Raw genomic sequence first — 26623 nt, forward strand, 5'->3', positions numbered from 1 at the left:
GAGGTAAATAAATGAAAAAGGTTTTGGCAATTTCTATTTTAGTTTTTCTGGTAGGATATGCGATTTATTTTGCAATCAATCCAAATTCTCCAAAAATAGGTGTGTCTGAGGGCAGTGCTGCACCTGATTTTGAATTAGACACTCTTAGTGGTGACAGCATGAGTTTATCAAGTTTAAAAGGGAAAAAAGTCATAATCAATTTTTGGGCTACATGGTGTCCGCCATGTCGGTCTGAGATGCCTGATATGCAAAAAATTCAGGATGAACATAATGGTGATGTAGTAGTTTTAGCTGTAAACCTCACCAATTCCGAAAGCAGTATAGATACAGTAGATAAATTTGTGAGTGAACTAGGGTTGACTTTCCCTGTCTTATTAGATAAAAAGGGACAAATCAATAATCAGTTCGAAGTGCTTTCATACCCAACATCTTATTTTGTAGATGAAGAAGGAGTTATTCAAACAAAGTTTGTTGGAGCGTTAACATATGATCAAATGAATGAATTTCTTAATAATCTTTAAACCGAGCCAATATAGGTTCGGTTTTTAATTTTTCCAATAGATTAAATTTCACTACTTTTCAAAATAATTGATTTAAATGTCAGAAAATTGGGTAAGCTTTTAATGAATATGTCGGAGGTGAAAGGCAACATGAGAAAGACGAGAAAAAAATCATTTGAAGAATTAGTAAAGGAAAATAAACAACAATTATTACAGGATCGAGAAGCACTTGATCTATTGGAGGAACGTTGGGAGCAACGTATCCTAAAAAGATTGGATTCATATTAACAGGCTTTTCTAGTTATTGTTTCTCTTCCACAGGGTATTCTATTTGTTGAGGAGGCGATAACAATGGCAAATCATAATAATCAACAGAATCACTTTACTCCAAGTCATATAGGGACAAAATCACGTGGTTTCGGTAATAATAAAGGGAAACAAATGCAGGATACATCGGGGAAACATGCTCAAGTGATTCAAACAAAAGGCGAGTAATTTCAGGTAAATCAATTCTTACTATTTCATATAAAAACGTGTTTAAAATCTTCTTCAAATATGCAGACTAACATTGTTTCATTGATTTTAGGTGACAATCCATAATGAGAGGAAGGATACACGATGACAAAACATACTAAACCAAATCCTGATGATCGTTCTGATAACGTAGAAAAGCTTCAGAGCATGGTACAAAACACAATAGAAAATATTGAAGAAGCGCAGGATTCTATTGCATTTGCTAATGCTGAAGAACGTGAACGCATTGAAGCTAAAAACCTTCGCCGTGAAGAAAGTATCAATGCAATGCGCAATGAAATTAAGGATGAAGCACAAGCGCGCGAACATGGCTATCGTAATGATCAATAGATAAACCGGGCTTTTACAGCCTGGTTTATTTTTTATACCTTCTTAATGGCCTACGCATTACGCTTTACCATTTAGTCTCGCCAATCCGGTACCTTTCTTTAGCACCCCAAAAAAACTTATGTTATCATAGTTTGAAGTATTGATCACAAGGATTACAGAAACAAGGAGAGAAGAAAGAATGCATATATCTAAAGCTGAGATTGAAGTTCGATATGCCGAAACAGACCAAATGGGTGTTGTATATCATGCAAATTACTTAGTGTGGATGGAAGTTGGCAGGACAAAACTTATACAAGATCTGGGGTTTTCTTATGCTGGAATGGAAGAGCAGGGAATAATATCACCAGTTATAGACCTGGAAATTTCTTACAAAAAGCCAATGCGTTACGGTGAAATAGCGACAATCAACACCTGGATTGAAGAATATAATGGGATAAAAAGTGTGTATGGATATGAAATCTTTTCACCAAGCGGTGACCTTGCTGTTCAAGCAAAATCCAGTCATGTTTGTGTGAACAAAGAAACATTTAGACCTGTTAAATTCAAGAAGATGTTCCCAGAGTGGCACGAAGCTTATGAGAAGGCGAAAAAATAAATGGCATTTGGCATTTCCCGAAAGGAATTACATAGATGGAAACATGAAATTGATCATGGGCATATCGCATTTTTAACGCATTTTTGGTTAGATGACCGGTTTCCTAATAGTCATTGTGTAACGAAGGTTGGCTGCAAGGATATTGACAAATTAGCCCAATGGGGATCTCGATACGGATTAAAGAGGGAATGGATTCATCATTATAAACAATATCCTCACTTCGATTTAATGGGAAACATACAAATGTCTATATTAAAAGAATACGGTTTAGAAGACCATATTGAACGGTTTAAAATACAAAAAACATAACAAGAGGGGGAAATTCATAGATGTAGAACACGTGAAATTTCCCCTCTTGTTACTTTATAGCAAGTCTTTTAAATGCATTCAATTAATGGTATTGAAATACAGGTTCTTCAGCATCTTCATCTAAATCAACATGTAAATCATGTTGATCAAAATACCATAAATCTCGGTTTTCAACAAAAAACGTAATTCCTTTACTTTCTACACTGGATCCTATTTCTTCAGGGTTTTGCTTTACAACTCCAAGTGAAAATCCTTTTTGTACATTACTACATCCACCATATCTAACAAAAAACTGAACAGTGTCACCCTCTTCAAGTTGTAATTCATTTATATACCAATCTGCTGCTTTGTTATCAATGGTAATTTTCAAATCCGAACACTCCTTATGTTTTATAAACTTATCTTAATTATAATATAGATGTGTTGTTAGGGCTAATGATGAACATTATGAAAATAAAAAAGAAGATGTAGTAAAACAGAAATAGTATCCTGTTTACCTTATCTTCTTTATTAAAGCCACTTTACTTTCGGCTCTGTCTTATCGATAATTCGTTTAATATTTGCACGATGGCGATAGACAACAAATCCAGTTAACAACGTTATGACAATGATAAGTGGAATATCTTTTGTAAATAAGCTGTAAATGATTCCATAAACTCCTGCCATCATAGATGAAAGGGAAACATATTTTGAGATATAAAGAACGATAAAAAAGAAGGCCAACATCGTTATAAATAATAACGGTACATAACATAAAAGTACACCGCCAGAAGTGGCAACTGCTTTTCCACCTCTAAATTTTGCGAAAATCGGATAAGTATGGCCGATAACGGCAAAAATTCCAACTAATAACTGATGCAAGTGGTCTAGTCCGAATAATAAAGGTAAAGCAGCAGCAAGCGTTCCTTTTAATATATCTGCACTTGTGACAAGTAATCCCGCTTTTATACCTAATGTACGAAACGTATTCGTTCCACCTAAATTCCCGCTCCCGTGTTCACGTATGTCAATTCCATACCCCAGCTTGCCTACTATAAGGCCGGATGGAATGGAACCTAATAAATAAGCTAAAATAAAAATAATGGCTTCAATCATATATGTACTCCTTTGCATATTCTTTTTATATTCTATCATGATAATTGATAAAAACACTATGAGAGAATAAAAAAAGATAAAAACTCTCATGTTATAAGTAATATTCAAACATTGTATATAGTATAAGAGTTAAGTTTCAATTCCATACAAAAGGAAGCAAAACTCCTTGTTGTCGAAGGCAAAATCATTGTTTGCCAAGCTTCCATACTGTTATGATAGAGGAAAAGGAGATGGGTAAAATGTCGATTGAAAATCCATCAAGAGAAGAAATTGGCCAAATTTTAAAGACTAGTAAAACGATAGCGGTAGTCGGTTTGTCTAATAATCCAGAGCGTACATCATATATGGTAAGTAAGGCGATGCAGAATGCAGGATATGAGATTATTCCTGTAAATCCTACTGTAGATGAAGTATTAGGTCAAAAGGCAGTAGCTTCATTAAGTGATATAAAAGGCCATGTTGATATTGTGAATGTGTTTCGCCGCTCAGAACATTTGTTGGAAGTTGCTCAGGAATTTTTGAAAATTGATGCAGATGTATACTGGGCACAGCTCGGGTTAGAAAATGAAGAAGCCTATCAATTGCTGAAAGACAATCATAAAACCGTTATCATGAATCGTTGTATTAAGGTTGAGCATGCTATGACAAAGTAATTTATTTGTTCTTTTTTGAAGAAAATCCTTGTAAAAACAAGGATTTTTATTTTATTATGCGAATAATGTTTCCTAAAACCAAATTACCATATACAATAAAGCATGGATATAAGGTAAGTGGTAAGATAATAATGGTAGAAAACTTTTACTTGATTTTCTCTTCATTTGTGGGGGTTGTCGATCTGCAAATTATTGTATAAAATACTAAAACATGCGTTCTATTGTGAAAAAGATTTAATTGTTTGTCACTGAAAGGGGTTTAGTCGCTTGGGAAAGAAGCAACAGTTTGATTATAATGATGATGCGATTCAGGTCCTCGAAGGTCTTGAGGCTGTAAGAAAACGACCTGGTATGTACATTGGTAGTACAGATAGCCGGGGCTTGCATCATCTCGTTTACGAAATCGTTGATAACTCTGTGGACGAGGCTTTAGCAGGTCATGGAGATCATATAATAGTCAAAATACATAAAGATAACAGTATTTCTGTTCAAGATAAAGGTAGAGGTATGCCGATTGGTATGCACAAACTTGGAAAACCAACACCTGAAGTCATCTTAACGGTTCTTCATGCAGGCGGAAAGTTCGGGCAAGGTGGATATAAAACAAGTGGCGGTTTACATGGAGTAGGGGCATCAGTTGTTAATGCCCTCTCAGAATGGCTTGTTGTCACTATTCAACGTGATGGGTTTATTTATGAACAACGCTTTGAAAACGGCGGAAAGCCTGTGACAACTTTAGAGAAAAAAGGAAAAACGAACAAAACAGGTACAAAAATTCATTTTAAACCTGATCCAACTATGTTTAGTACAACAACTTATAACTTTGAAACATTAAGCGAACGTCTTCGTGAGTCTGCTTTTCTTTTGAAAGGGTTTAAAATTGAATTAATTGATGAGCGACATGATCAATCAGAGGTATACCATTACGAAACCGGAATTGAAGCATTTGTCACTTATTTAAATGAAGAAAAAGATGCCCTACACCCGGTGGTTTCATTCGAAGGTGAGCAAAATGGCATTGAAGTTGATTTTGCTTTTCAATTCAATGATGGGTATTCGGAAAATATTTTGTCATTCGTTAATAATGTTCGGACAAAAGATGGCGGAACCCATGAAGCAGGATCTAAAACTGCGATGACAAGAGCTTTTAATGAATATGCAAGAAAAACAGGATTACTAAAAGAGAAGGATAAAAATTTAGAGGGTTCTGATATTCGTGAAGGTTTATCAGCGATTGTATCAGTAAGAATTCCTGAAGAGCTTTTACAGTTTGAAGGTCAGACGAAAGGTAAGCTTGGGACAAGTGAAGCAAGATCAGCAGTTGATGCCATTGTTTCTGAAAACCTTTCTTACTTTTTAGAAGAAAACCCTGACGCTGGTACACTTCTTGTAAAAAAAGCAATAAAAGCGTTTCAAGCTAGAGAGGCTGCCAGAAAAGCACGTGAGGAAGCACGAAGCGGCAAAAAGCGAAAGCGTTCAGAAACGACATTGAGCGGTAAACTTACACCTGCCCAATCACGTAATCCATTAAAAAATGAACTATACCTTGTTGAGGGTGATTCTGCAGGAGGTTCTGCAAAACAAGGTAGGGACAGAAGGTTCCAAGCAGTACTTCCCTTAAGAGGGAAAGTTATCAATACAGAAAAGGCTAAATTAGCAGATATTTTTAAGAATGAAGAAATAAATACAATTATTCATGCAATTGGAGCAGGTGTTGGAGCAGAGTTTACTGTAGAAGATATAAATTATGATAAAGTCATTATTATGACTGATGCAGATACAGATGGTGCTCATATTCAAGTACTGTTATTAACATTCTTCTATCGCTATATGAAACCGTTAATTGAAAACGGAAAAGTATTTATTGCCTTGCCGCCTTTATATAAGGTAAGTAAAGGTTCAGGAAAAAAGGAAGTTATTGAGTACGCATGGTCTGATGATGAGCTAAATGATGCCATCTCTAAGGTAGGAAAAGGGTATATGATTCAACGTTATAAAGGTCTTGGTGAAATGAATGCAGATCAGCTTTGGGAAACAACAATGAACCCGGAATCAAGAACGCTTATTCGTGTCAAAATTGATGATGCAGCTCGTGCTGAAAGGCGAGTCACTACACTTATGGGTGATAAAGTTGAGCCACGTAGAAAATGGATTGAAAGCAATGTAGCATTCGGTCTTGATGAAGAAACAAATATATTAGAAAATGAGCATTTATCGGTCGCAGAGGAGGTATAGGCAATGAGCAATTCAGTAGAAGTATATCGCGATTTACCTCTTGAAGATGTGCTTGGTGACCGTTTTGGACGTTATAGTAAGTACATTATTCAAGATCGTGCATTACCAGATGCGCGTGATGGATTAAAGCCTGTACAACGAAGAATATTATATGCAATGCATGTTGACGGGAATACAAATGATAAGAACTATCGTAAATCAGCCAAAACAGTTGGGAATGTTATTGGTAATTACCATCCACATGGTGATTCATCTGTTTATGAAGCCATGGTTCGGATGAGCCAGGACTGGAAAGTAAGAAATTTACAGATTCAAATGCATGGAAATAATGGGAGCATTGATGGTGATCCACCTGCTGCAATGCGTTATACAGAAGCAAGATTATCAGCGATTGCTTCAGAATTGTTACGTGACATAGAAAAGGAAACAGTTGAATTTGTTCCAAACTTTGATGATACAAGCAAGGAACCTTTAGTTCTTCCAGCTATGTTTCCAAATCTATTAGTCAATGGTTCGACGGGAATATCTGCTGGTTATGCAACTGATATCCCCCCACATCATTTAGGTGAAGTAATTGATGCTGTCATCAAACGAATGGATAAACCTGAATGTACAGTTGATGAATTAATGACGGTTATTCAAGGTCCGGATTTTCCAACTGGTGGGATTATTCAAGGTGTTGATGGGATAAAGAAGGCCTATGAAACAGGTAAAGGAAAAATCATTGTTCGTGGTAAAGCGGAAATAGAAGAGATTCGCGGTGGAAAACAGCAAATTACGATTACTGAAATTCCATTTGAAGTGAATAAAGCAAACCTAGTTAAGCGAATTGATGAATTTAGAATTGAACGTAAGGTTGAAGGGATTGCCGAAGTACGTGATGAGACAGATCGTACCGGGTTACGAATTGTCATTGAGTTAAAAAAGGATGGCAATGCGGCTGGAGTTCTTAATTACTTATATAAAAACAGTGATTTGCAAATAACTTATAACTTCAATATGGTTGCAATCCATAATCGCCGTCCAATGTTGATGAGTCTACCTTCCATTCTTGATGCCTATATCGGTCATCAGAAGGAAGTTGTGACAAATCGCTCAAAATATGAGCTGCGCAAAGCACAAGAAAGACAGCATATTGTTGAAGGGCTAATTAAGGCTTTATCTATCTTAGATGAAGTGATTGCGACAATCCGTGCTTCAAAGGATAAAAGAGATGCAAAGGATAATTTAATTAAGAAATATCAATTTTCAGAACCACAAGCAGAAGCAATCGTTTCATTACAGCTGTATCGTTTAACAAATACAGATATAACAGCGTTAAGAAATGAAGCAGAAGAGCTGGCTAAAAAAATTCAAGAATTAATTAATATTCTTAATGATGAGAAAGTACTTCTTAAAGTCATTAAAAATGATCTGAAAAGAGTGAAGAAAACATACGCTGATGATCGTCGCTCGGTCATTGAAGCAGAAATTGAAGAAATAAAGATAAACCTTGAAGTCATGGTTGCATCTGAAGATGTGATCGTAACCGTTACTAAAGACGGTTATGTAAAACGAACAAGCCAAAGATCTTATGCAGCATCAAATGGTCAGGATTTTGGTATGAAAGAAAAAGATCGTTTACTTTCTAAAATTGACATTAATACAACAGATGTTGTGCTGTTGTTTACAAATAAAGGGAATTACCTGTACTGTCCGGTACACGAACTGCCTGATATACGATGGAAGGACCTTGGACAACATATTGCGAATATTATTCCAATTGAACGAGATGAAGAAATTATCAAGGCCATCCCAATTAAAAACTTTGAGGAACCATTCTTTGTTACGTTTGTGACAAAATCAGGGATGGTGAAAAAATCTGAGCTTAGCGTATATAAAGCACAGAGGTATTCTAAACCTCTTGTTGCTGTAAATCTTAAGGGTGATGATATCCTGGTTGATGTTTATCTGACATCAGGCAAGGAAGATCTTTTCTTAGTCACACATCTTGGTTATGGATTATGGTTTGCAGAAGAAGAAGTGAATATCGTTGGACCTCGTGCTGCAGGTGTAAAAGGTATTAACTTAAAGCAGGATGATTATGTTGTAAGTGGAAATGTGTTAAAACCGGATACGAAGGCCTTTTTAGTCATTGCCACCCAAAGAGGAGCAGTGAAAAAAATGTCCTTAAATGACTTTGAAAAGTCTTCAAGAGCAAAACGTGGACTTATCATGTTAAGAGAACTTAAAAATAATCCACACCGAATTGTTGGTGCTGAGATTGTTTATCAAAATGAAGAATTTTTCCTTGAATCAGAAAAAGGTGTTATTGAAAGTGTTGATGTCTCTACATTAAGAGCGAATGATCGATATAGTAACGGTTCGTTTGTGATTGATGAACAAGATGCAGGGTCTGTAAAGGAAACATGGATAGAAGTGAAAGAGGAAACAGGTAAATAAAAGTCAAAAGGGCTGATCCGTGAAGCAATGGATCAGCCCTTATTTTCATTATTTTTTTTGAAAATAGTCTGTAAATGCGTGAACAATTTCAATACCTTGGTACGTAAAAAGACTTAAGGCTGTAACTGAAAACAACACGATCGGTAACATTCTTAAAATAAACATCATTTATATAACCTCCAATTTTTAAACTAATTTTATTTAGGAAGATTGATATAAACGATCTTTAGAAAAATAAGATGATTGAAAATAAACAGCATACAAAAATTGCCTTATTCGTTGATTCCAGGTAGTAAAGTAGCTATAAAGCAATAATGCTATTGCGATTAGTACTGTGTATGCAATTTCCGGTAAAATGCCATATAAATCAAAATGTTTTTGATCTTCTTCAAGTAAAGTATATCCAGTTGCTGCTTCATTTTCTACGGCTATGACTTTGCCTAGACTAATAGGATGATGTACTTGCGACATTGAAACGAGATGTATGCTAGTTATGAAGATCAATAACAAAAATAATGATTTAAATAGCAAACGATGTCTCAATGATCTCACCCCTTTGCCAATTCATAGACTAATCTTAATCCTTTTTTAGCAATTTGAAAAGACATTTGTTTTGAATTCAAAAGTTAATTTCTTTTGAAAAGGTTATCATCCTTTAATAGATAAACTAAGGGTACAAATTAGTAAAAAATGGTATAATTTAAATAAAAATTGATAAAGAGTTACCTAGCCGTTTGTCATTAAAACTAAAAGAGGTATTGTGATGGCAGTGAAAAGTAAATGGAAAAGAATCTACAAAGTTTTATCATTATTTTTCTCGATATTTCTTAAAATCTACTTGTATAAATTAAGGAAAAAGTCTGATTCTGAGTGGGAAAAATTATGGCTTGAGATTGGTAAGAAGTTTCGAAAAACATTATTTGAGTTAGAGGGCCTCCTAATCAAAATTGGGCAAATATTGAGTATTCGTTCAGATTTGCTTCCACATGCTTTTATCAGTCAAATTCAAGATTTAACCGATAAGGTCCCTCCTTCAAACTGGGATGAGATTAAAAAACAATTGGAAAATGAATGGGGTGAAAGTCTAGACTACCATTTACAATCAATTGATCAACATTCGATCGCTTCCGCGTCAATTGGAGAGGTATATAAAGGAGTATTGAAGAATGGAACAACGGTTGCGATTAAAGTACAGCGACCTCACATTCAATCCATTATTCAAACTGACTTTCGTACTTTAAGAATCATCATTTGGTTTGCTGATCACTTTGTGCCCGTCCCAAAAGGATTTATTCAATTTAACGTGTTGTTCAAAGAATTAAAGCATGTGATTGAACAAGAACTTGATTTTCAATTGGAAATGAAATCACTTATATATTTTAAGGAGCGTTATAAGTCGTCCTCTGATATCGTGCAGATCCCGTCCGTTTATAAAGATCTTTGTACATCAAAGATCCTTGTCATGGAATGGGTTGAGGGAATAAGGATTTCGGATGAACATCAACTTAATCAGTTACCATTTAGCAGGGATGAGCTGGCAAAACGGTTAATTAGTGCTTTTCTTCCACAATGGTTAGAACCCGGTTTGTTTCATGCTGATCCTCACCCAGGGAACATTCTTTTTTCATCAGAAGGAAAAGTAATTATGTTAGATTTAGGGATGGTCGGGGAAATTTCAAAAAAGGATGCTACTTACTTTCAAACTCTAATCGGTAGTATACTAGCAAAAGATTATACAAAAGCAGTAGAATGTTTATATCATTTAGAATTTCTACATTCCCAGGACAATTCCCGAATGATGGAAAAATTGATGGAAGAGCTTGTATCCTTTGATCCATCACAACTTAAGGAAGCCGACCTACTCAAATTAAAACTTGAAATGAATGATCTTATAAAAGCATTACCGATTCAAGTTCCAACTAGGTTTGTATTTTTAGGACGAGCTGTTGTCACTATTGAAAGTAATATACGAAACTTGGTTCCGGATCAAGAATTGATAGAGCTGGGTAAACCCGTTTTTATGAAATGGTTACAGTCACAAGGAAATAATAAATGGTCTTTTTTATGGCAATGGGCAAAATCTCAACCATTATTTAAAATCATTCATTCTGTTACTGATTTTCTCGAAGCTCCTAAAAAGTACGAGATGGTAAAAGAAATGGAACAAAGAAGACTTTTTCAATTTACCATTATTGAAAATAATAAGAAACGATGCTTTCAACTTGCTTTAATTGGTCTTATTGGGGTTGGTTATAGTATAGTTTCTTCAAAGGATTTGTTATGGCAGTTATCTGGTGGTTTAACGATTCTTTCAGCAATAGGGTATGGTATTTGTGGATTTAGATTAAAAAAGTGGATGAAATATATGCAAGAAGAACGGTAAATATGAAAAAAGGCTAAACTTATTATGATAAAGTTTAGCCTTTTTTTTATTTGCTTAGACATTGGTATAGAAATTTGATTGTAAAGTCAATACTTTAATATTGTCATTTAAAGGAGGTTCTCACATTTTGGATAGTAAAAGAAACCTTTGGGCTGGAATCTTCTTCGGAATAGGATTTGTAGCCTTTATCGATGAAACTGTATTTCATCAATTATTACATTGGCATCATTTCTATGATCAATCAACAAAGGAAATTGGATTAATATCTGATGGACTTTTTCATGCTTTTAGCTGGTTTGCTACAGTCATGGGATTATTTATGTTCGCAGATCTACGCCGTAAAGGAATTTTCTCTTTGAAAAGATGGTGGGGAGGTTCCTTGATTGGGTCAGGTGGCTTTCAGTTATATGATGGGACAATTCAACACAAATTCATGAGAATTCACCAAATTCGTTATGTCGACACAGTGATCGTCTATGATTTGGTTTGGAATGGAATTGCGATCATTATGATCATATTGGGAATAATGTTGGTATATAAGACTAGAGATCGAGAAAAGGTGAGTAGAGGGAAATTGAAATATGATCAATAATCTTCACCATGAAAGTGTAAATCCTTATAGTGAGCTATTTTTAAGCTTTCTTTTCATACTAGTAGTAGGTTATTTAGCAGCAACTATATATTTGTATGTTCAAAAGAAGAAGTGGCCGATAATCAAATTTTATTGTTGGGTATTAGGAATCGTATGTATAGGGTTGGCAGTTATTGGACCTGTAGCAAGTCAAGCCCACCACCATTTTATGTTTCATATGATTGGTCATATTTTGGCAGGAATGCTTGGCCCGTTTCTTCTAGTTTTGTCAGCTCCAATAACCTTGCTTTTTAAAATTTTTCCTGTGAAATATGCTAGGAAGGTGGCAGCCGTACTAAAATGTTGGCCATTTAAAATACTATCAGATCCAATCGTAACTACGATCTTAAATGTTGGCGGTTTATGGCTCCTCTACACAACAAACCTCTTTTCGCTCATGCATGAAAATGTCATTGTAGCTAATCTGATTCATCTCCATATGTTTTTGGCAGGCTATGCATTCACTTATTCAATTCTATGTATTGATCCAACAGCACATAAAAAGTCGTTTATATATCGGGCAACAATCTTAATTTTAGCTATAGCGGCACATGGAATACTATCGAAATTAATATATGTGCACCCACCTTTAGGTGTTTCCCGGAATGATGCTGAAATAGGTGCGATGGTTATGTACTATGGTGGGGATCTTATTGATTTGGGAATCATCTATGTCCTTTGTCTTCAATGGTATCATGTTAGAGGGAGAAAGCTGGACATTCACAAAAAGACTTCTTACTCTTTAAAAGGATAAGGTCAGCCAAATAACATTCCTTACCAAACTAAACATATGGTAAGCTTTAGGGATTATTGGTGTGTGAGGGAGTGAGAAAATGAACAAAAAAGTCGTAATAGCCGGAGGAACGGGTTTTATCGGACAATTTTTTGAGCGGGAATTTATTAGACTCGGTTATGATGTAATCATAATATCAAGACGTCCACAGCATGTATCATGGGAAAATGAAGGAGATATTGCAGAGGCGTTAAATCATGCTGAGCTACTCGTAAACCTGGCAGGAAAATCAGTGAATTGCCGATATAACGAGAGAAATAAACAAGAAATTATGAATTCGAGATTAATGACAACGAACCAATTAGGAGAAGCAATGAAACGTTGTACAACTCCACCTAAACTGTGGATCAATTCCAGTACAGCTACAATCTACCGTCATGCTGAGGATCGTCCAATGACAGAAATTGATGGTGAGGTAGGATCCGGTTTTTCCGTAGACGTAGCGACTGCTTGGGAAGATGCCTTTTTTTCATTCAATCTGCCAAACACAAGGCAAGTAGCCCTGCGAATTGCAATCGTCTTAGGAAAAAATGGAGGTGTTATGGTCCCATACCAAAACTTAGTCAAGTTTGGTTTAGGAGGTAATCAAGGATCCGGTCATCAAAAATTCAGCTGGATCCATGTAGAAGATTTATTCAGGGTTGTCCTCTTTTTACAAGAAAGAAAAGATCTTGAAGGTGTATTTAATTGCTCTGCTCCTAACCCTGTGACAAACCAAGAACTGATGCAAAATCTTCGAAGTGTGATGAACGTTCCTTTTGGTGTCCCTGCACCTAAATGGATGCTCGAGTTAGGATCAATCCTCATTGGAACGGAAACTGAGCTTGTATTGAAAAGTCGTTGGGTCATACCAGAGAGACTTCAAAAAGAAAGTTTTAATTTTACATATGATACTCTTGATAAAACGTTACAAGATATTTTAATCGCTTAATAAAGAAGAAGACCCATAATTTATTGCGATGGGTCTTCTTTCTTTTTGGGGATGTATTTAAAAATTTCATGTGTTTCAAACGTATCAACCAATCTATTTAGCCAATTATAGTAATCTAAAGCGTCATGTAATTTTTCAATATCACGTTTTACAGTTTCTTTATCATCCGCAGAAATGTCAGGACGTTCAAGAAGTTTGTTTAGTTCCTGAAGTGACTTTTCAATAGCGTTAACATTTATCATGACACCGCTTCTCCACTTAATAGTGAAAAAATCAATAAACGTTTGGTACCAGTCTTCTTCCACCTCATAAAGATCTTTTCTAATTCCTTTTTTCCATACTTTATCGACCATATGAAGATCCATCAAGGTTCTTACAGATGTACTCATACTCGTTTTACTCATCCCTAATTCATTCTTCATTTCATCTAATGTCATAGGTTCATTTTGAAAATAGAGAAGACCCCAAAGCCTTCCTATCGAAGGAGTAACACCATATAAGTTCATGTTTTGTGATATTGCTTCAATCACACGTTCGCGAGCTCTCTCAAGTTCGTCTTTACCTTCCTGCAAACCCTTTCACATCCTATAAACCTGTTATATGTATAGACTACCTATTTCTAATCTGAAAGTAAAGATAAAGAAAGTGAAGCATATGGAAGGATTTATAAGAATCAAGTATGTAAAGTACGTACAGTTTTTTCTGTATAAAGTTTACGCTCGAATATGAGCATATATGAGCTTTGTCATCTTTTTGTAATATTTCTATAATAGAGGAGCGAGTTATATGAGACGGACAATTCATTTGAATGGAGGGCTAAACAGAATAAAATTGATGGTTGTCACGTTTTATCTAGTGAATATATAGAGGTGAAAAAATGAATATGGAAGAAAAAACGGTAAAAATCTCCGTAAAAGATGTGTCGAAAATATTTGGAAAGAATACCAAAAAAGCAGCACAACTTTTAAAAAAAGGAAAGTCAAAACAGGAGATTTTAAAAGAAACAGGTTCAACAGTTGGTGTGAACCGTGCGAATTTTGAAGTGTATCCTGGTGAAATTTTTGTGATTATGGGTCTCTCGGGAAGTGGGAAATCTACACTTGTTCGTATGTTCAACAGATTAATAGAGCCTACAAGTGGTCAAGTGTTGATCGATGGAGAAGATATTGTATCAATGAACAAGGAAGAGCTACGGAATGTACGAAGAAAAAAATTAAGTATGGTCTTCCAGAAATTCGCTTTGTTTCCACATCGATCAGTACTTGAAAATACAGAATATGGTCTTGAAATTCAAGGTGTCGAAAAATCAGACCGTAAGAAAAGAGCATTGGAAGCTTTGAAACTTGTAGGACTTGAGGGATATGAACAACAATTTCCAAGCCAGCTAAGTGGCGGTATGCAGCAGCGTGTCGGTCTTGCGAGAGCTTTAGCAAATGATCCTGACATATTGTTAATGGATGAAGCCTTTAGTGCATTAGATCCGCTCATCCGTAAGGATATGCAAGATGAATTACTTGAGCTACAATCGACAATGGAGAAAACGATTATTTTTATTACACACGATTTAGATGAAGCATTACGAATAGGTGATCGCATCGCCTTAATGAAAGATGGAAATATCGTTCAAATTGGTTCTCCTGAAGAAATTCTTATGAACCCTTCAAATGAATATGTTGAAAGATTCGTTGAAGATGTTGATTTATCGAAAGTACTTACGGCTGCACATGTAATGAAACGTCCTGAAACTGTTCAGCTAGAAAAAGGTCCGCGAGTCGCATTAAAACTAATGCAGGACCATGCCATCTCTACTGTGTATGTAGTAGATAAGCAAAAAAGACTAATCGGAGCTGTTTCTGCACAAGATGCAAAACAGGCAATTGAAAAGGGACTTTCGTTAAATGAAGTCATTATAAAAGACGTTAAAACTGTGTCACCTGATACTTTATTAGTTGATCTCTTTGATGATGTCTCAGTCGCTGCAATTCCAGTAACAGTAATTGATGAAAGCAACAGGTTAAAAGGGATTGTGATCAGAGGTGCAGTCATTGGTGCACTAGCAGGCAATGATACGTATATAAACGATACGGAAAAAGTAGAGCTCCCTGTAACTGAAGAAAGGGAGGTTTTATAATGGGAAATTTATTACCTAAACTACCAATAGGAGCATGGATTGATTTTTTCATCGAGTGGTTAGTTGATCATTTTGAACCATTTTTTGAAGGAATTGCCATTGGTTTGGAATCATTTGTCGAAGGAATTGTGATGGGTCTCGGTTTCATTCCGTCGATTATTTTAGCTGTTCTTGTTGGTTTACTCGCGTGGAAAGTATGTAATTGGAAGATTGCGTTATTTACATTTATAGGGTTATTACTAATAGATAACTTAGGATATTGGGAAAATATGCTCGATACGATTGCCCTTGTCTTAACATCAGTTGGTATATCTATTATTCTTGGTATTCCGATCGGAATTTGGGCCTCGCAAAGTGAGGTAGTCAGTAAAATTGTGACACCACTTCTCGACTTCATGCAAACAATGCCTGCGTTTGTTTACTTATTACCTGCAATCTTTTTCTTTAATATTGGTGTTGTACCTGGAGTTGTAGCATCTGTTATTTTTGCGATGCCTCCCACTATCCGTCTAACAATTCTCGGAATAAAACAAGTCCCAGAAGACTTGATTGAAGCAACACAAGCGTTTGGGTCAACCACTCGTCAAAAATTAATAAAGGTTCAGCTTCCGTTAGCGATGCCGACTATTATGGCTGGTATAAATCAAAGTATCATGCTTGCTTTATCGATGGTTGTTATTGCTTCAATGGTTGGTGCTCCCGGACTTGGAGCAGATGTTTATCGGGCAGTGACACAGTTACAAACAGGTACGGGATTTGAAGCTGGATTAGCAATTGTTATTATTGCCATTATACTTGATCGAATTACGCAGAATATTGGGAAGAAAGCATAAAAAACTTCCGTACGTTTTGTACGTGTAAGTTTTTAATAGATTCATCCAAATAGGATGTAAAAACTTAAAGGGGGACAATAGAATGTTTACAAAATTATCAAAAGCAACATTAGCATTGGGTCTTACATTTGGTCTGGCTGCATGTGGTGGTGAAGAAACATCAAACGATTCATCAAACTCAGAAGGAAGCACCGCAACTGTCGGAGAAAGCGTTGAATACAAAATCACTGGGATTGATCCAGGTGCTGGTATCATGAAGGCAACTTCATCTGCACTTGAAGAGTATGAATTAACTGACTGGGAATTAGTAGAAGGGTCAGGTGCTGCGATGACTGCTGCTCTTCAAAAAGCTTATAAGAAAGAAGAACCTATTATTGTGACAGGTTGGACACCACACTGGATGTTTTCTAAGTTTGATTTAAAATACTTAGAAGATCCTAAGGGTGTTTATGGAGAAGCAGAAAATATTCATTCTATTGCACGTAACGGCTTAGCAGAAGACCTGCCTGGTGTACACAAAGTACTAGATCAGTTCTTCTGGACACCTGATGAAATGGGTGTAGTAATGAGTGCAATTCAAGATGGTACTACACCTGAAGAAGCTGCAGCTGCATGGGTGGAAGACAATGCGGACAAAGTGGCGGAATGGACAAAAGGTGCTGAAAAAGGAAATGGTGAAGAAGTTAAACTAGCATATGTTGCTTGGGATAGTGAAATTGCCAGCACAAATGTTGTGGCAAAAATATTAACTGACTTAGGATATAATGTTACACTAAGTCAAGTTGAAGCTGGTCCGATGTGGGCTGGTGTAGCTGATGGTAGTGTTGATGCACATATAGCTGGATGGTTACCATTAACACATGCTGATCAATATGAAAAGTATGAAGGTGACTTCGAAGATCTAGGTGAAAACCTTGAAGGAGCAAAAACAGGACTAGTTGTTCCTGCATATATGGACATTGATTCTATTGAAGATTTAAAAGAATAATAGTTTTAAACACCTGCAGAATTTTAATCTGTAGGTGTTTTTTATATGAAGACTAATGAAAAGAATGTAGAGAGTGAAATTATTTTCCCAAAAAAAATCAATAAGGTCTTGAATATTTTCTAAATTCATTATAAGATTAGAAAAATCAGATAAATCTAATAATGAAACGCTTTGATCGGGAGTATTAAGGATTAAAAATTGTTCAGAGAGCTGTCGGCTGGTGCAAGACAGTCAATTCATTCCCCAACTCGCCCGGGAGCGGTAAGACTGATATAGGTAGGTCTTAACGGATGACGACCGTAATAAAGTCATTAAGCGGGTTCATTTTATTTATTATATGAACCAAAAAGAGTGGTACCACGTAGGCTAAGCCTGTCGTCTCTTATGAGACGACAGGCTTTTTTATTTTAATTGAAAATTAATTATTACAAAAAAGGTGGAAGTTAATCATGAAAAATACAAATAAGTATACTAGAGGATACTTTATGCCCCCAGTAACAAGCATGAAATGGACTGAAAAGGAGTATATTACAGAAGCTCCAACTTGGTGTAGTGTTGATTTACGTGATGGAAATCAGGCTTTGGTCGTCCCGATGAGTCTTGAGGAAAAATTAGAATATTTTCAATTGCTTTTGGAAGTAGGATTTAAGGAGATAGAAGTTGGATTTCCTGCCGCATCGGAAACAGAATATGCTTTCTTACGTACGTTAATTGAACAAGATCTTATTCCAGATGATGTAACCATTCAAGTGTTAACACAATCAAGAGAGCATATTATAAGTAAAACATTTGAAGCATTAAGAGGTGCAAAAAAAGCTGTTGTTCATCTTTATAATTCCACATCTGTTGCCCAACGTGAGCAAGTATTCAGGAAATCTGAAGAACAAATTATTGATATAGCAGTAAATGGTGCAAAATTGCTTAAAAAGTATGCTGCTGAAACCGAAGGGCAATTTCAATTTCAGTATTCCCCAGAGAGCTTCACAGGTACAGAAATGGAATTTGCACTTGAGATTTGCAATGCTGTTCTAAATATTTGGCAGCCTACTGCTGAAAATAAGGTCATTATTAACCTGCCAGCAACGGTATCTATGTCCATGCCACACGTTTACGCTAGTCAAATTGAGTATATGAGTGATCATCTTCATTTCAGAGACAATGTGATCCTTTCCATCCACCCTCATAATGATAGAGGAACTGGTGTGGCAGACTCAGAGCTAGGTATGCTTGCAGGTGCACAGAGAGTTGAAGGAACACTGTTTGGAAATGGAGAAAGAACAGGAAACGTCGATATTGTCACACTTGCCTTAAATATGTTTTCTCATGGAATAGATCCAAAACTGAACTTTGATAATATCCCAAAAATTATTTCCATATATGAAAAATTGACGAGAATGACTGTCCATGAAAGACACCCATACGGTGGTGAACTCGTATTTACGGCATTCTCAGGCTCCCATCAAGATGCTATTGCGAAAGGGATGAAATGGCGAGAAGAAAAAGAATGTCAGCATTGGACTGTACCTTATCTATTAATTGACCCAATGGATATTGGAAGAGAATATGAAGGAGATATTATCCGCATTAATAGCCAATCAGGGAAGGGTGGTATCGGTTATATCCTTCAACAATCTTATGGTCTTGACTTGCCTGTTAAAATGCGTGAAAACTTTGGATACTGCGTGAAAAATGTATCAGACCGTAAACACAAAGAGCTTATGCCAAATGAAATTTATGATATTTTTATTGATGAATATGTGAATATTAATACACCAGTTGAATTTATTCATTATAATTTTATCTCAAATGGAGAATATGAGACAATTGTTTCCATTCGGACGGATAATGACCTATATGAGTTAGTCGGTAAGGGAAATGGAAGACTTGATGCAATTAGTAACGCCATTCAAAATCATTTGAATATTGATTATAAAGATTTAGTCTATAAAGAGCATGCTCTAGAAATTGGATCTGGTTCAAAAGCTGTTTCTTATGTAGGAATAACTGCAGAAGATGGTACGATATACTGGGGCTGCGGGATTGACGTAGATATTATGACTTCATCGGTAAAAGCTTTATTTAGTGCGATTAACAAAATGGTTTCAAACTTACTTTCAGTTGAAAAAGAATTAATTATTGTAAAAGAATAAGGAAAGAGGACATTTAAATTTCATTTAGATGAAAATGCAAGAAGCTGATTCTTTATTGAATCAGCTTTGTTTGTTTTTTCTTACCTTTATTGTATTACTCAATAAGTCAAGAAGAAACAAATTGTTTTTAATAGGAATAGTTTCGATTTGTGGTAGGTATATATGTATTGTAATAGTAAAGGAGGGAAAGTGATGAGGAAAATACCGGTCTATATCTTATGTGGATTTCTAGGAAGTGGAAAAACAACTCTGTTAAAGCAATTATTACATACTTGTAGTGAAAAACATATAAACCCGGCAGTTTTAATGAATGAAATTGGAAAGACAGATACAGATGGAGAAAGTATCTCGGGAATGTTAAAAAATAGTCATTTAGAAAAATTGCTAGATGGATGTATGTGCTGTAATAAGAAAAGTGAAGTAACGAAATGTCTCCTAACCCTTCTTAGTAAAAAACCGGATGTGCTATTTATTGAGCTAACAGGGGTGGCAGATCCAGAGGAGGTTGTTGACTCGATAACAGAACCTGAACTTCTTCATCTTCTTCGCTTAGAAAAAGTTGTAACGATTGTGGATGCAGAAAATATTTTATCTTATCATAATGTGTTTGAATCAGACCGTGATCTGGTTAGAACAACAAAAAAACAAATAAATGTGGCGGATTATCTTATCGTCAATAAAACGGACTTAGTGTCGGATGGGAAGAAGAAAAAGGTAGATAAGCTTTTAAGAAAAGAAAATGCATTATCACCGATTTTCTACACAACATTCAGTAAGGTAGATATAAATGACATCTTCTTCAGTAAAAGTTCGAGTGTAATGAGGACGAACACGAAAAGAAATGAAGAAATACCAGATGAAAAGCGGACATCCTTTTCTCGAATAAACAGCATCTCTCTTCCATTAACAACACAAACAACAACAAAACAAATCGAGAGGTTTTTAAAGAGGTGGAAAAGTCATATAATCCGGGCAAAGGGATATCTTCATATAAATGAAGGCATATACTTAATGCAATGTGTCATGAATCGTGTGAATTGGGAACCTTCAACATTTAAAGGTGAATATTATTTAGTCATGATTGGTGTCAGTCTGGATACGAAAGAAATAAAACAAGATTGGGAAAGGACATTTAAGAGGCCAATATACTCTGAAAGATAAATATAGCAGGCAATGGGGGCTATACAACATCAAAAGGAGCGTCCAAAACATTGTTGCCTCCCTTTTTATAGAGTGGGATGGAAGAATAGTTGATATAGGCTAAAGTGGTTGAATCAGACAGCGTGTTGACGTAAATAGGGACGAGAACAAGCCAAATGGTCGAAAAAAGAGACAAGTTGGTTGGAAAAAGTAAGAAAGTGGTTGAATCCGTGAGAAAATGGGGATGAATCTAGACAGCAAACAGAAAAGCGCATGCACTTCGGGAGGTACTATTATGCAAATGAAAAAAGTAAAGGACATATAAAATGAGGACAAAAGCCAATAGCGAATTAATTGGTTTTGCTTTTCTTGGCTCTTGCTTTTTGCTCTTCTACTTTCACAAGGGGATAAGGCTTAATGAATCTTTTTTTTCTGATTCTTTCTTAACCTTCAATATGGTGTTTATTAGTATTTTGTTAGAAGCCTTACCATTTGTATTAATTGGGGTTGTGATCTCAGGAGTTATTCAAGTTTTTGTGTCAGAAGAACAATTGAGCAAATTCATTCCCCGCAACAAGTTTTTAGCGATTATCATGAGTTGTCTTGTTGGTGCACTATTTCCAGCATGTGAATGTGGAATAGTTCCAATTGTTCGAAGGTTGGTTGGAAAAGGAATGCCTCTTTTTGCAGGTGTTGGTTTTTTGCTAACAGGACCATTAATTAATCCAATTGTTATTTTTTCTACTTATATGGCTTTTGGTGAGGATACGAAAATGGCGTTATTACGAATGGGTTTAGGTTTGATCATTGCTATGATCATAACTGCTGTTACCTGTGTCCTTTTTCAACAAAATCAATTAAAACTAACGAAGAATTCTTTTAATTCTGATGTTCAGGAACAACAAATGAGGCAACCATTGCCAAAGAGATTACAGACTATGATCGAACATGCTATTGATGAATTTTTTGATATAGGGAAGTTTTTAATTATTGGAGCGGTTCTGGCAGCTTTCGTTCAGACGTTTATCGAAACAAAGTCTATTTTAAATCTCGGAGAAGGTTTAATAGGTTCAACTCTTGTCATGATGGGGCTAGCTTATCTATTATCTCTATGTTCAGAAGCGGATGCATTTATTGCAGCTTCTTTTGATCACCTTTTTTCGAAAATCTCGTTACTAGGTTTTTTAATTTATGGTCCCATGCTAGATTTAAAGAATACGATCATGTTACTGTCTGTCTTCAAATTTCGTTTTGTAATGACGTTAACGATACTTATAACGGTTACTGTTCTAGCCGTTTTATTACTAGTTCACCCCATGATATAAAGGAGAGACTCATCAATGCCCTTACAAAAGAGACAAGCAATTAAAGCTCTTATTTTATTGGTGTTTGCCAGCTTTCTTTTTATTTTGCATCAATCGGGAGAGATGACAAACTTTATTCATCCTAATTATCTACATGTTAGTCAGTTCGCATCCATTCTTTTTTTGATTCTATTTTTCTTTCAAGTTCCACGAATTTTTAGACCACTTGATGCAGAGCCTGATCATACTCATTGCAGTCCTTGGGGATGTCATCATGAAGAAGAAGGGTTTTCTATAAAGACTATATTTTCTATTGGAATGATTATTGTTCCGCTTTTAACAGGGCTTATGATGCCTTATAAAACCTTTGGGGCTGAGGAAACACTGAAGCGGGGCATCCAATATGCTGGTCTCGATCAAAAGAGATTAGGGAATAGCGATATAAAAAGTATGATGAGTCTTCCTGTTATTCGCTTTGACGGTACAGATTTTGCTAATTATATGGGGATTCTATCGGAATATCCAGAGGTTTTTGAAGGGAAAAAGATTGAGATAGAAGGGTTTATTGCAGAAGATCAATTTCTGAGAAAAAAACAAAAAGTGATTGCTAGATTTCAAGTTACCCACTGTATAGCTGATGCACATGCAAGTGGATTTAAGCTTGAGAATAGTAATGAGTTTCACTTAACCAATAATACGTGGGTTCGGATGAAGGGGACGTTAAAAGTAAAGGAAGAGAGCCAACAATATATACCTGTTATTCATGTCAATAGTGTTGAGACCATTGATACACCAAAAAATCCTTATATTTTTTCATAGATTTTATAAAGGGACAGTCCAAAAAATAATGTGGAACTGTCCTGTTATGATATTTATTGGAATGGAAGGTACTTTTCCTCGTCTTTAAACACTTTATCTAGTGCTTGATGAATCGTGTTGTTTAAATTCCATGTAGCCATACATATCAATTCTTTGATCATCATCATATTATGAATAAAAAATCGGCCTTGACATAATCTTACCAGCTAGACTTTTTCACACCAGGAAGCTGACCTTTATGAGCTAATTCCCGAAAAGCGATTCTGGACATTTTAAACTTACGGAGATATCCTCTAGGTCTTCCGGTGATTTCACACCTATTATGCAATCGGGTAGGTGCAGAATCTCTTGGTAATTTTCTTAATGCTTCATAATCACCCTTATCTTTTAACTCTTTCCTAATTTCTGCGTATTTCTTTACCATTTCTTGGCGTTTTCTTTCTTTTGCAATTTTAGACTTTTTAGCCAATACAAACAACTCCTTATTTAAGTATTTATGAATTACAACAAAACGTAATCATTACGATTTAAAAGTCATTTTATCTTTTTTTTCAATGAATTGCAAATAGACTTTTTTTTTTCTAGAAGGGATCACATGGATTCTACATGAAGTTGAAGATTTTTTCATAGCTATCTGAAAGAAGATTATCGATTAACATTTGCTCTTATCTAAGGGAGTATAGTACAATACAAAACGTAACTATTACGATTTGTGTCGGAGGAGAGCTTTTATGTACGAATGGATAATAATAGGTGGAGGGATACATGGTTGTACTATTGGCAATTACTTAATTAAGTATGAAAAAACAACGATTCAAAACCTTATAATCATTGACCCTCATCAAGAACCAATGGAAAAATGGAGAGCATATACTGACAAGATTGGTATGGAGTATCTTCGTTCTCCGTCTGTTCATCATATTGATGTACCAGTATTTAGCCTTCAAAATTTTAGAAACCCAACTGATTATACGGCTTTTTATGGTCAATATAAACGCCCCTCTCTTCAATTATTTAATGAACATTGTGAAAAGGTTCTTCAGCAAGCTCAGTTAAAAAAATGTTGGAAACAAGGAAGAGTGATTCGTGTATACAGGGATTTAGATAAATGGATCGTTCAGACAGATGATGGTCAGTCATTTATCACTAAAAATCTTGTTCTTAGTGTGAGCGTTAATGAAAAACTACATATTCCTGAGTGGGCAAAGGAATCCTCGAATGACGTCAAACATATTTTTAGTGAAAAACTTTTGAGACTAAGTGAACTAACACCTTCTATCGTGGAAGTGGTAATAGCCTCGCTACTAAAACTGTATTGTTGGCTACAGGATTCAACTCAAATCTTCCAGATGAATCATGGTTAAAAGCATTAATTGAAACCGAAAATTTGAGATGTGCAAGTTGTGGATATCCAATTATTAATCAAAAACTCGAATGGTGTCCACATTTATTTGTCTCAGGACCATTAGCGGAACTGGAAATTGGTCCAGTCTCTAGAAATATTTCAGGAGCAAGAAAAGCAGCAGAACGAATTGTAAATGAGTTTATTGTGTAAAAATGCGTGAGTTTATGAATGAATCTCAGGTGCTCTATAAAACGGTAAAAATCCCCAAAATGTAGTTGACGAGTATTTTATTTACATAGTACTATCTAAATAGTAACCATTACGGTTTTGGTGTAAATTAAATGTGAAAGCAGCTATTTTTTTATTTAATAAATCGTAATTGTTTCGTTTTATTGCGGAGGAATAAGTAAAAAGCAGGAAAAGTGTAGAGCTAGATTCATGAAAAGGTATGAGAAAGAAGTTTCAAATTACAATATAAAGGAGGAAAGGTTCCTATACGTGTGAATTTTTTTTGCTAGTTAAAAGTTTTTTAGGATATAACGTCAAGGGAGAGAAGTACATTGATCGGTAAAAAGTGTAAGTTAGCATCCATAATCGTATTGGTTTTTTCTATTCTAGTTGCCTGCTCTGCAGAAAATTCTAGTACTAAAGAAAATGCTGATACTAAAAAAAATCATAGTGTAACAGATTTAATCTATGCTACTGCTAAAGATATTAACGATATGAATCCACATTTGTATACGGGTTCAATGCCTGCTCAAGGGAAAGTCTATGAATCATTAGTTGAGAATACGGAAGAAGGAATCAAACCATTACTTGCTGAATCTTGGGAGATTTCTGAGGATGGAAAAGTTTACACGTTCCATTTAAGGCAAGGTGTGAAGTTCCATGACGGCGAACCGTTTAACGCAGAGGCAGTAAAGAAAAATATCGATGCTGTACAGGGGAATGCAGAAAAACATGCTTGGATTAAGTTATCTACAAAAATTGAACGTGTGAATGTGGTAGATAATTATACAGTTGAAATCGTTCTGTCAGAATCTTATTACCCTACTTTGGTTGAATTGTCGATGACCAGGCCGTATGTATTTATATCCCCTAAAGATTTCATTAATAATGGAACAAAAGATGGGGTAAGTGGATTTAACGGTACAGGTCCATACATTCTAGCTGAACATAAAACAGATCAGTATGCAACGTTTAAAGCAAATGAAAACTACTGGGGTGGCACACCTAAGATCAAGACCATTACCTCTAAAGTTCTTCCGGCAGGGGAAACGACGTTCTTAGCCATGAAAAAAGGAGAAGTCAACTTTGCCTTTACGGATGATCGGGGTGCAGATAGCCTTGATGTTGAAGCTATGAATCAATTAGTTGATTCAGGTGATTACCAACTTTTTAGAAGTGAACCAATGAATACGAAAATGATTGTAGCCAATAGCAGTAAAACAGATCATCCTGTTACGGAAAAAGCTGTTCGTGAAGCGATTTGGTATTCGATTGATAGAGAAACCATTGCAAAGGATATATTGAGTGGTACTGAAACGGTAGCCAATACATTATTTTCTAAGAACGTCAATTATGCTGATGTTGATTTAAAGAAACGTGACTACGATATAGAAAAAGCGAAAAAGATTCTCGAAGATGCAGGTTGGGAAATAGAGAATGGTGGTGCCGTTAGAACGAAAGCTGATAAAAAGTTAGTGATGAACCTTTATTATGACAGCAATTCTTCTTCTCAGAAAACTCAGGCTGAATTTATCCAAGCTTCAGTAAAAGAAATCGGTATTGAGTTGGAGATCATAGGTGAGGAGTCAACCTCGATTGCGAATAGAAGAGCAACGGGTGACTATGAATTATTATTCAATCAAACTTGGGGACTAGCATACGATCCGCAAAGTACAATCGCTGCATTTACATCTGATGCTTCATACTTACATACGACGAAAGGTATGGAACATGCAGACGAGCTGTATAAGAAAATTGACGAAGTTATGGTGTCAACGGATGAGGAAACAAGACAATCATTGTATGCTGATATTTTGACAATGGTTCATGAAGAAGCTGTATTTATACCAATTTCAAATGGAAGTGTGACGGTTGTGGCTCCAAAAAGCTTAACTGGATTATCATTCAAACAAACACAATTTGAACTGCCGTTTGAGTTGATGGAGTTTAAATAGAAAGGGGAATATTCCCCTTTTTCAGACTGTTGACAAACGCTCGCTTTCTTCGAGTCCAGCTACAGCGCCTAGCCCCTCGAGGTCATAAGCCAATTTAGAATTGAAGGTAAAGAGCGCCTTCTATTCTAAATCGTCTTATGCTTGTCGGGGCTGGTCAAGGCGCTTCCGCTTTTGATGTTACTCACCTTGCTGCGGTGCTCATTACCAACCCCGCTAACGCCGTTCCCCACAAGGCTTCGTGCTTTGAGGCGCAAGCGTTAGCAATCAGTCTGAAGGACTAGAAATTTTACTTTGTCTAC

28 protein-coding genes and 1 other annotated feature are annotated in these 26623 nt (G+C 35.8%); of the genes, 23 read left to right on the forward strand and 5 right to left on the reverse strand.

The features are described from left to right. Positions 1–11: 11 nt before the first annotated feature. The 6 genes from LC095_RS03445 (at position 12) to LC095_RS03470 (ending at position 2268) form a co-directional block, all read left to right on the forward strand. A complete protein-coding gene (locus LC095_RS03445) occupies positions 12–521 on the forward strand; it encodes a TlpA family protein disulfide reductase (protein WP_226526828.1) in 510 nt (169 codons plus the stop codon). Between the two features lie 129 nt (positions 522–650). After that, complete coding sequence (locus LC095_RS03450) at positions 651–788, forward strand: FbpB family small basic protein (RefSeq protein ID WP_226526829.1); 138 nt, start codon at positions 651–653, stop codon at positions 786–788. A 63-nt stretch (positions 789–851) separates the two neighbouring features. After that, entirely contained in the window at positions 852–995 is a 144-nt protein-coding gene (locus LC095_RS03455; RefSeq protein ID WP_026561650.1) for an acid-soluble spore protein N, read from the forward strand. A 123-nt stretch (positions 996–1118) separates the two neighbouring features. Further along, a complete protein-coding gene (gene tlp, locus LC095_RS03460) occupies positions 1119–1364 on the forward strand; it encodes a small acid-soluble spore protein Tlp (protein ID WP_226526830.1) in 246 nt (81 codons plus the stop codon). A gap of 178 nt (positions 1365–1542) precedes the next feature. Beyond that, the gene (locus LC095_RS03465; RefSeq protein ID WP_226526831.1) at positions 1543–1959 is read left to right on the forward strand and encodes an acyl-CoA thioesterase; all 417 of its coding nucleotides are present in this window, start codon (positions 1543–1545) and stop codon (positions 1957–1959) included. Continuing rightward, positions 1960–2268 carry a hypothetical protein gene (locus tag LC095_RS03470; protein ID WP_226526832.1) on the forward strand — a complete coding sequence of 103 codons (309 nt, stop codon included), beginning with the start codon at positions 1960–1962 and terminating at the stop codon, positions 2266–2268. Between the two features lie 82 nt (positions 2269–2350). On the opposite strand, the gene LC095_RS03475 is transcribed toward LC095_RS03470, so the two are convergent. Beyond that, on the reverse strand, positions 2351–2638 hold the full coding sequence (locus LC095_RS03475) for a HesB/YadR/YfhF family protein (RefSeq protein ID WP_078434115.1): 288 nt from the start codon (positions 2636–2638) through the stop codon (positions 2351–2353). A 140-nt stretch (positions 2639–2778) separates the two neighbouring features. Continuing rightward, positions 2779–3363: a glycerol-3-phosphate 1-O-acyltransferase PlsY gene (plsY, locus tag LC095_RS03480; RefSeq protein ID WP_226526833.1), complete on the reverse strand. Its 585-nt coding sequence runs from the start codon at positions 3361–3363 to the stop codon at positions 2779–2781. A gap of 239 nt (positions 3364–3602) precedes the next feature. Here plsY and LC095_RS03485 point away from each other — a divergent pair, with 239 nt between their 5' ends. The 3 genes from LC095_RS03485 (at position 3603) to parC (ending at position 8693) form a co-directional block, all read left to right on the forward strand. After that, entirely contained in the window at positions 3603–4016 is a 414-nt protein-coding gene (locus LC095_RS03485) for a CoA-binding protein (RefSeq protein WP_226526834.1), read from the forward strand. Between the two features lie 267 nt (positions 4017–4283). Continuing rightward, positions 4284–6251 carry a DNA topoisomerase IV subunit B gene (gene parE / locus LC095_RS03490; protein WP_226526835.1) on the forward strand — a complete coding sequence of 656 codons (1968 nt, stop codon included), beginning with the start codon at positions 4284–4286 and terminating at the stop codon, positions 6249–6251. A 3-nt stretch (positions 6252–6254) separates the two neighbouring features. After that, positions 6255–8693: a DNA topoisomerase IV subunit A gene (parC, locus tag LC095_RS03495; RefSeq protein WP_226526836.1), complete on the forward strand. Its 2439-nt coding sequence runs from the start codon at positions 6255–6257 to the stop codon at positions 8691–8693. Positions 8694–8894: 201 nt separating this feature from the next. On the opposite strand, the gene LC095_RS03500 is transcribed toward parC, so the two are convergent. Further along, positions 8895–9236, reverse strand: a complete 342-nt coding sequence (locus LC095_RS03500; protein WP_226526837.1) for a hypothetical protein — start codon at positions 9234–9236, stop codon at positions 8895–8897. Between the two features lie 220 nt (positions 9237–9456). Between LC095_RS03500 and LC095_RS03505 the strand changes: the two genes are divergently transcribed. From LC095_RS03505 to LC095_RS03520, 4 genes are all read left to right on the forward strand, one after another. Next, a complete protein-coding gene (locus LC095_RS03505) occupies positions 9457–11076 on the forward strand; it encodes an ABC1 kinase family protein (RefSeq protein WP_226526838.1) in 1620 nt (539 codons plus the stop codon). A gap of 124 nt (positions 11077–11200) precedes the next feature. Beyond that, the gene (locus tag LC095_RS03510; protein WP_413467453.1) at positions 11201–11668 is read left to right on the forward strand and encodes a DUF2243 domain-containing protein; all 468 of its coding nucleotides are present in this window, start codon (positions 11201–11203) and stop codon (positions 11666–11668) included. After that, positions 11658–12461 (forward strand): cytochrome c oxidase assembly protein, encoded by an 804-nt coding sequence (locus LC095_RS03515; RefSeq protein ID WP_226526840.1) that lies wholly within the window; start codon positions 11658–11660, stop codon positions 12459–12461. Before LC095_RS03510 ends, LC095_RS03515 begins: the two co-directional genes overlap by 11 nt. A 79-nt stretch (positions 12462–12540) precedes the next feature. Then, positions 12541–13431 carry a TIGR01777 family oxidoreductase gene (locus tag LC095_RS03520; protein ID WP_226526841.1) on the forward strand — a complete coding sequence of 297 codons (891 nt, stop codon included), beginning with the start codon at positions 12541–12543 and terminating at the stop codon, positions 13429–13431. A gap of 20 nt (positions 13432–13451) precedes the next feature. On the opposite strand, the gene LC095_RS03525 is transcribed toward LC095_RS03520, so the two are convergent. Next, entirely contained in the window at positions 13452–14003 is a 552-nt protein-coding gene (locus LC095_RS03525) for a GbsR/MarR family transcriptional regulator (RefSeq protein WP_226526842.1), read from the reverse strand. Between the two features lie 305 nt (positions 14004–14308). Between LC095_RS03525 and LC095_RS03530 the strand changes: the two genes are divergently transcribed. The 7 genes from LC095_RS03530 (at position 14309) to LC095_RS03560 (ending at position 22796) form a co-directional block, all read left to right on the forward strand. After that, complete coding sequence (locus LC095_RS03530; protein ID WP_226526843.1) at positions 14309–15562, forward strand: quaternary amine ABC transporter ATP-binding protein; 1254 nt, start codon at positions 14309–14311, stop codon at positions 15560–15562. Then, complete coding sequence (locus LC095_RS03535) at positions 15562–16395, forward strand: ABC transporter permease (protein ID WP_226526844.1); 834 nt, start codon at positions 15562–15564, stop codon at positions 16393–16395. The genes LC095_RS03530 and LC095_RS03535 overlap by 1 nt, the downstream gene beginning before the upstream one ends. A gap of 82 nt (positions 16396–16477) precedes the next feature. After that, complete coding sequence (locus LC095_RS03540) at positions 16478–17383, forward strand: glycine betaine ABC transporter substrate-binding protein (protein WP_226526845.1); 906 nt, start codon at positions 16478–16480, stop codon at positions 17381–17383. Positions 17384–17545: 162 nt separating this feature from the next. Continuing rightward, positions 17546–17769: a binding site (T-box leader), on the forward strand. 63 nt (positions 17770–17832) lie between these two features. Continuing rightward, positions 17833–19533 carry a 2-isopropylmalate synthase gene (locus LC095_RS03545; protein ID WP_226526846.1) on the forward strand — a complete coding sequence of 567 codons (1701 nt, stop codon included), beginning with the start codon at positions 17833–17835 and terminating at the stop codon, positions 19531–19533. A 192-nt stretch (positions 19534–19725) separates the two neighbouring features. Beyond that, complete coding sequence (locus tag LC095_RS03550; protein ID WP_226526847.1) at positions 19726–20694, forward strand: CobW family GTP-binding protein; 969 nt, start codon at positions 19726–19728, stop codon at positions 20692–20694. Positions 20695–20999: 305 nt separating this feature from the next. Further along, positions 21000–21998, forward strand: coding sequence for a permease (locus LC095_RS03555; protein ID WP_226526848.1), 999 nt, complete (start codon positions 21000–21002; stop codon positions 21996–21998). A 15-nt stretch (positions 21999–22013) separates the two neighbouring features. Further along, positions 22014–22796 (forward strand): TIGR03943 family putative permease subunit, encoded by a 783-nt coding sequence (locus LC095_RS03560; RefSeq protein WP_226526849.1) that lies wholly within the window; start codon positions 22014–22016, stop codon positions 22794–22796. 199 nt (positions 22797–22995) lie between these two features. Here the strand turns inward: LC095_RS03560 and rpsN are convergent, their stop codons facing one another. Beyond that, entirely contained in the window at positions 22996–23265 is a 270-nt protein-coding gene (rpsN, locus tag LC095_RS03565; RefSeq protein ID WP_226526850.1) for a 30S ribosomal protein S14, read from the reverse strand. Between the two features lie 262 nt (positions 23266–23527). On the opposite strand from rpsN, the gene LC095_RS03570 reads away from it, so the two are divergent. The 3 genes from LC095_RS03570 to cntA all read left to right on the forward strand — a co-directional run bounded on the left by LC095_RS03570 (position 23528) and on the right by cntA (position 26324). Then, entirely contained in the window at positions 23528–24160 is a 633-nt protein-coding gene (locus tag LC095_RS03570) for an FAD/NAD(P)-binding protein (RefSeq protein WP_226526851.1), read from the forward strand. Then, on the forward strand, positions 24115–24351 hold the full coding sequence (locus LC095_RS03575) for a hypothetical protein (protein ID WP_226526852.1): 237 nt from the start codon (positions 24115–24117) through the stop codon (positions 24349–24351). Before LC095_RS03570 ends, LC095_RS03575 begins: the two co-directional genes overlap by 46 nt. Before the next feature lie 350 nt (positions 24352–24701). Beyond that, positions 24702–26324 (forward strand): staphylopine-dependent metal ABC transporter substrate-binding lipoprotein, encoded by a 1623-nt coding sequence (cntA, locus tag LC095_RS03580; RefSeq protein ID WP_226526853.1) that lies wholly within the window; start codon positions 24702–24704, stop codon positions 26322–26324. Positions 26325–26623: the final 299 nt, after the last annotated feature.

This window comes from Metabacillus niabensis, assembly GCF_020524345.1.
In the GTDB taxonomy this organism is placed as follows: Bacteria; Bacillota; Bacilli; order Bacillales; family Bacillaceae; genus Metabacillus; species Metabacillus niabensis_B.

Coding starts and splice junctions, on each gene's coding strand:
- LC095_RS03445 (WP_226526828.1), top strand. CDS start 12: ATGAAAAAGGTTTTGGCAATTTCTATTTTAGTTTTTCTGGTAGGATAT.
- LC095_RS03450 (WP_226526829.1), top strand. CDS start 651: ATGAGAAAGACGAGAAAAAAATCATTTGAAGAATTAGTAAAGGAAAAT.
- LC095_RS03455 (WP_026561650.1), top strand. CDS start 852: ATGGCAAATCATAATAATCAACAGAATCACTTTACTCCAAGTCATATA.
- tlp (WP_226526830.1), top strand. CDS start 1,119: ATGACAAAACATACTAAACCAAATCCTGATGATCGTTCTGATAACGTA.
- LC095_RS03465 (WP_226526831.1), top strand. CDS start 1,543: ATGCATATATCTAAAGCTGAGATTGAAGTTCGATATGCCGAAACAGAC.
- LC095_RS03470 (WP_226526832.1), top strand. CDS start 1,960: ATGGCATTTGGCATTTCCCGAAAGGAATTACATAGATGGAAACATGAA.
- plsY (WP_226526833.1), bottom strand. CDS start 3,363: ATGATTGAAGCCATTATTTTTATTTTAGCTTATTTATTAGGTTCCATT.
- LC095_RS03485 (WP_226526834.1), top strand. CDS start 3,603: ATGTCGATTGAAAATCCATCAAGAGAAGAAATTGGCCAAATTTTAAAG.
- parC (WP_226526836.1), top strand. CDS start 6,255: ATGAGCAATTCAGTAGAAGTATATCGCGATTTACCTCTTGAAGATGTG.
- LC095_RS03505 (WP_226526838.1), top strand. CDS start 9,457: ATGGCAGTGAAAAGTAAATGGAAAAGAATCTACAAAGTTTTATCATTA.
- LC095_RS03515 (WP_226526840.1), top strand. CDS start 11,658: ATGATCAATAATCTTCACCATGAAAGTGTAAATCCTTATAGTGAGCTA.
- LC095_RS03520 (WP_226526841.1), top strand. CDS start 12,541: ATGAACAAAAAAGTCGTAATAGCCGGAGGAACGGGTTTTATCGGACAA.
- LC095_RS03530 (WP_226526843.1), top strand. CDS start 14,309: ATGAATATGGAAGAAAAAACGGTAAAAATCTCCGTAAAAGATGTGTCG.
- LC095_RS03535 (WP_226526844.1), top strand. CDS start 15,562: ATGGGAAATTTATTACCTAAACTACCAATAGGAGCATGGATTGATTTT.
- LC095_RS03540 (WP_226526845.1), top strand. CDS start 16,478: ATGTTTACAAAATTATCAAAAGCAACATTAGCATTGGGTCTTACATTT.
- LC095_RS03545 (WP_226526846.1), top strand. CDS start 17,833: ATGAAAAATACAAATAAGTATACTAGAGGATACTTTATGCCCCCAGTA.
- LC095_RS03550 (WP_226526847.1), top strand. CDS start 19,726: ATGAGGAAAATACCGGTCTATATCTTATGTGGATTTCTAGGAAGTGGA.
- LC095_RS03555 (WP_226526848.1), top strand. CDS start 21,000: ATGAGGACAAAAGCCAATAGCGAATTAATTGGTTTTGCTTTTCTTGGC.
- LC095_RS03560 (WP_226526849.1), top strand. CDS start 22,014: ATGCCCTTACAAAAGAGACAAGCAATTAAAGCTCTTATTTTATTGGTG.
- LC095_RS03570 (WP_226526851.1), top strand. CDS start 23,528: ATGTACGAATGGATAATAATAGGTGGAGGGATACATGGTTGTACTATT.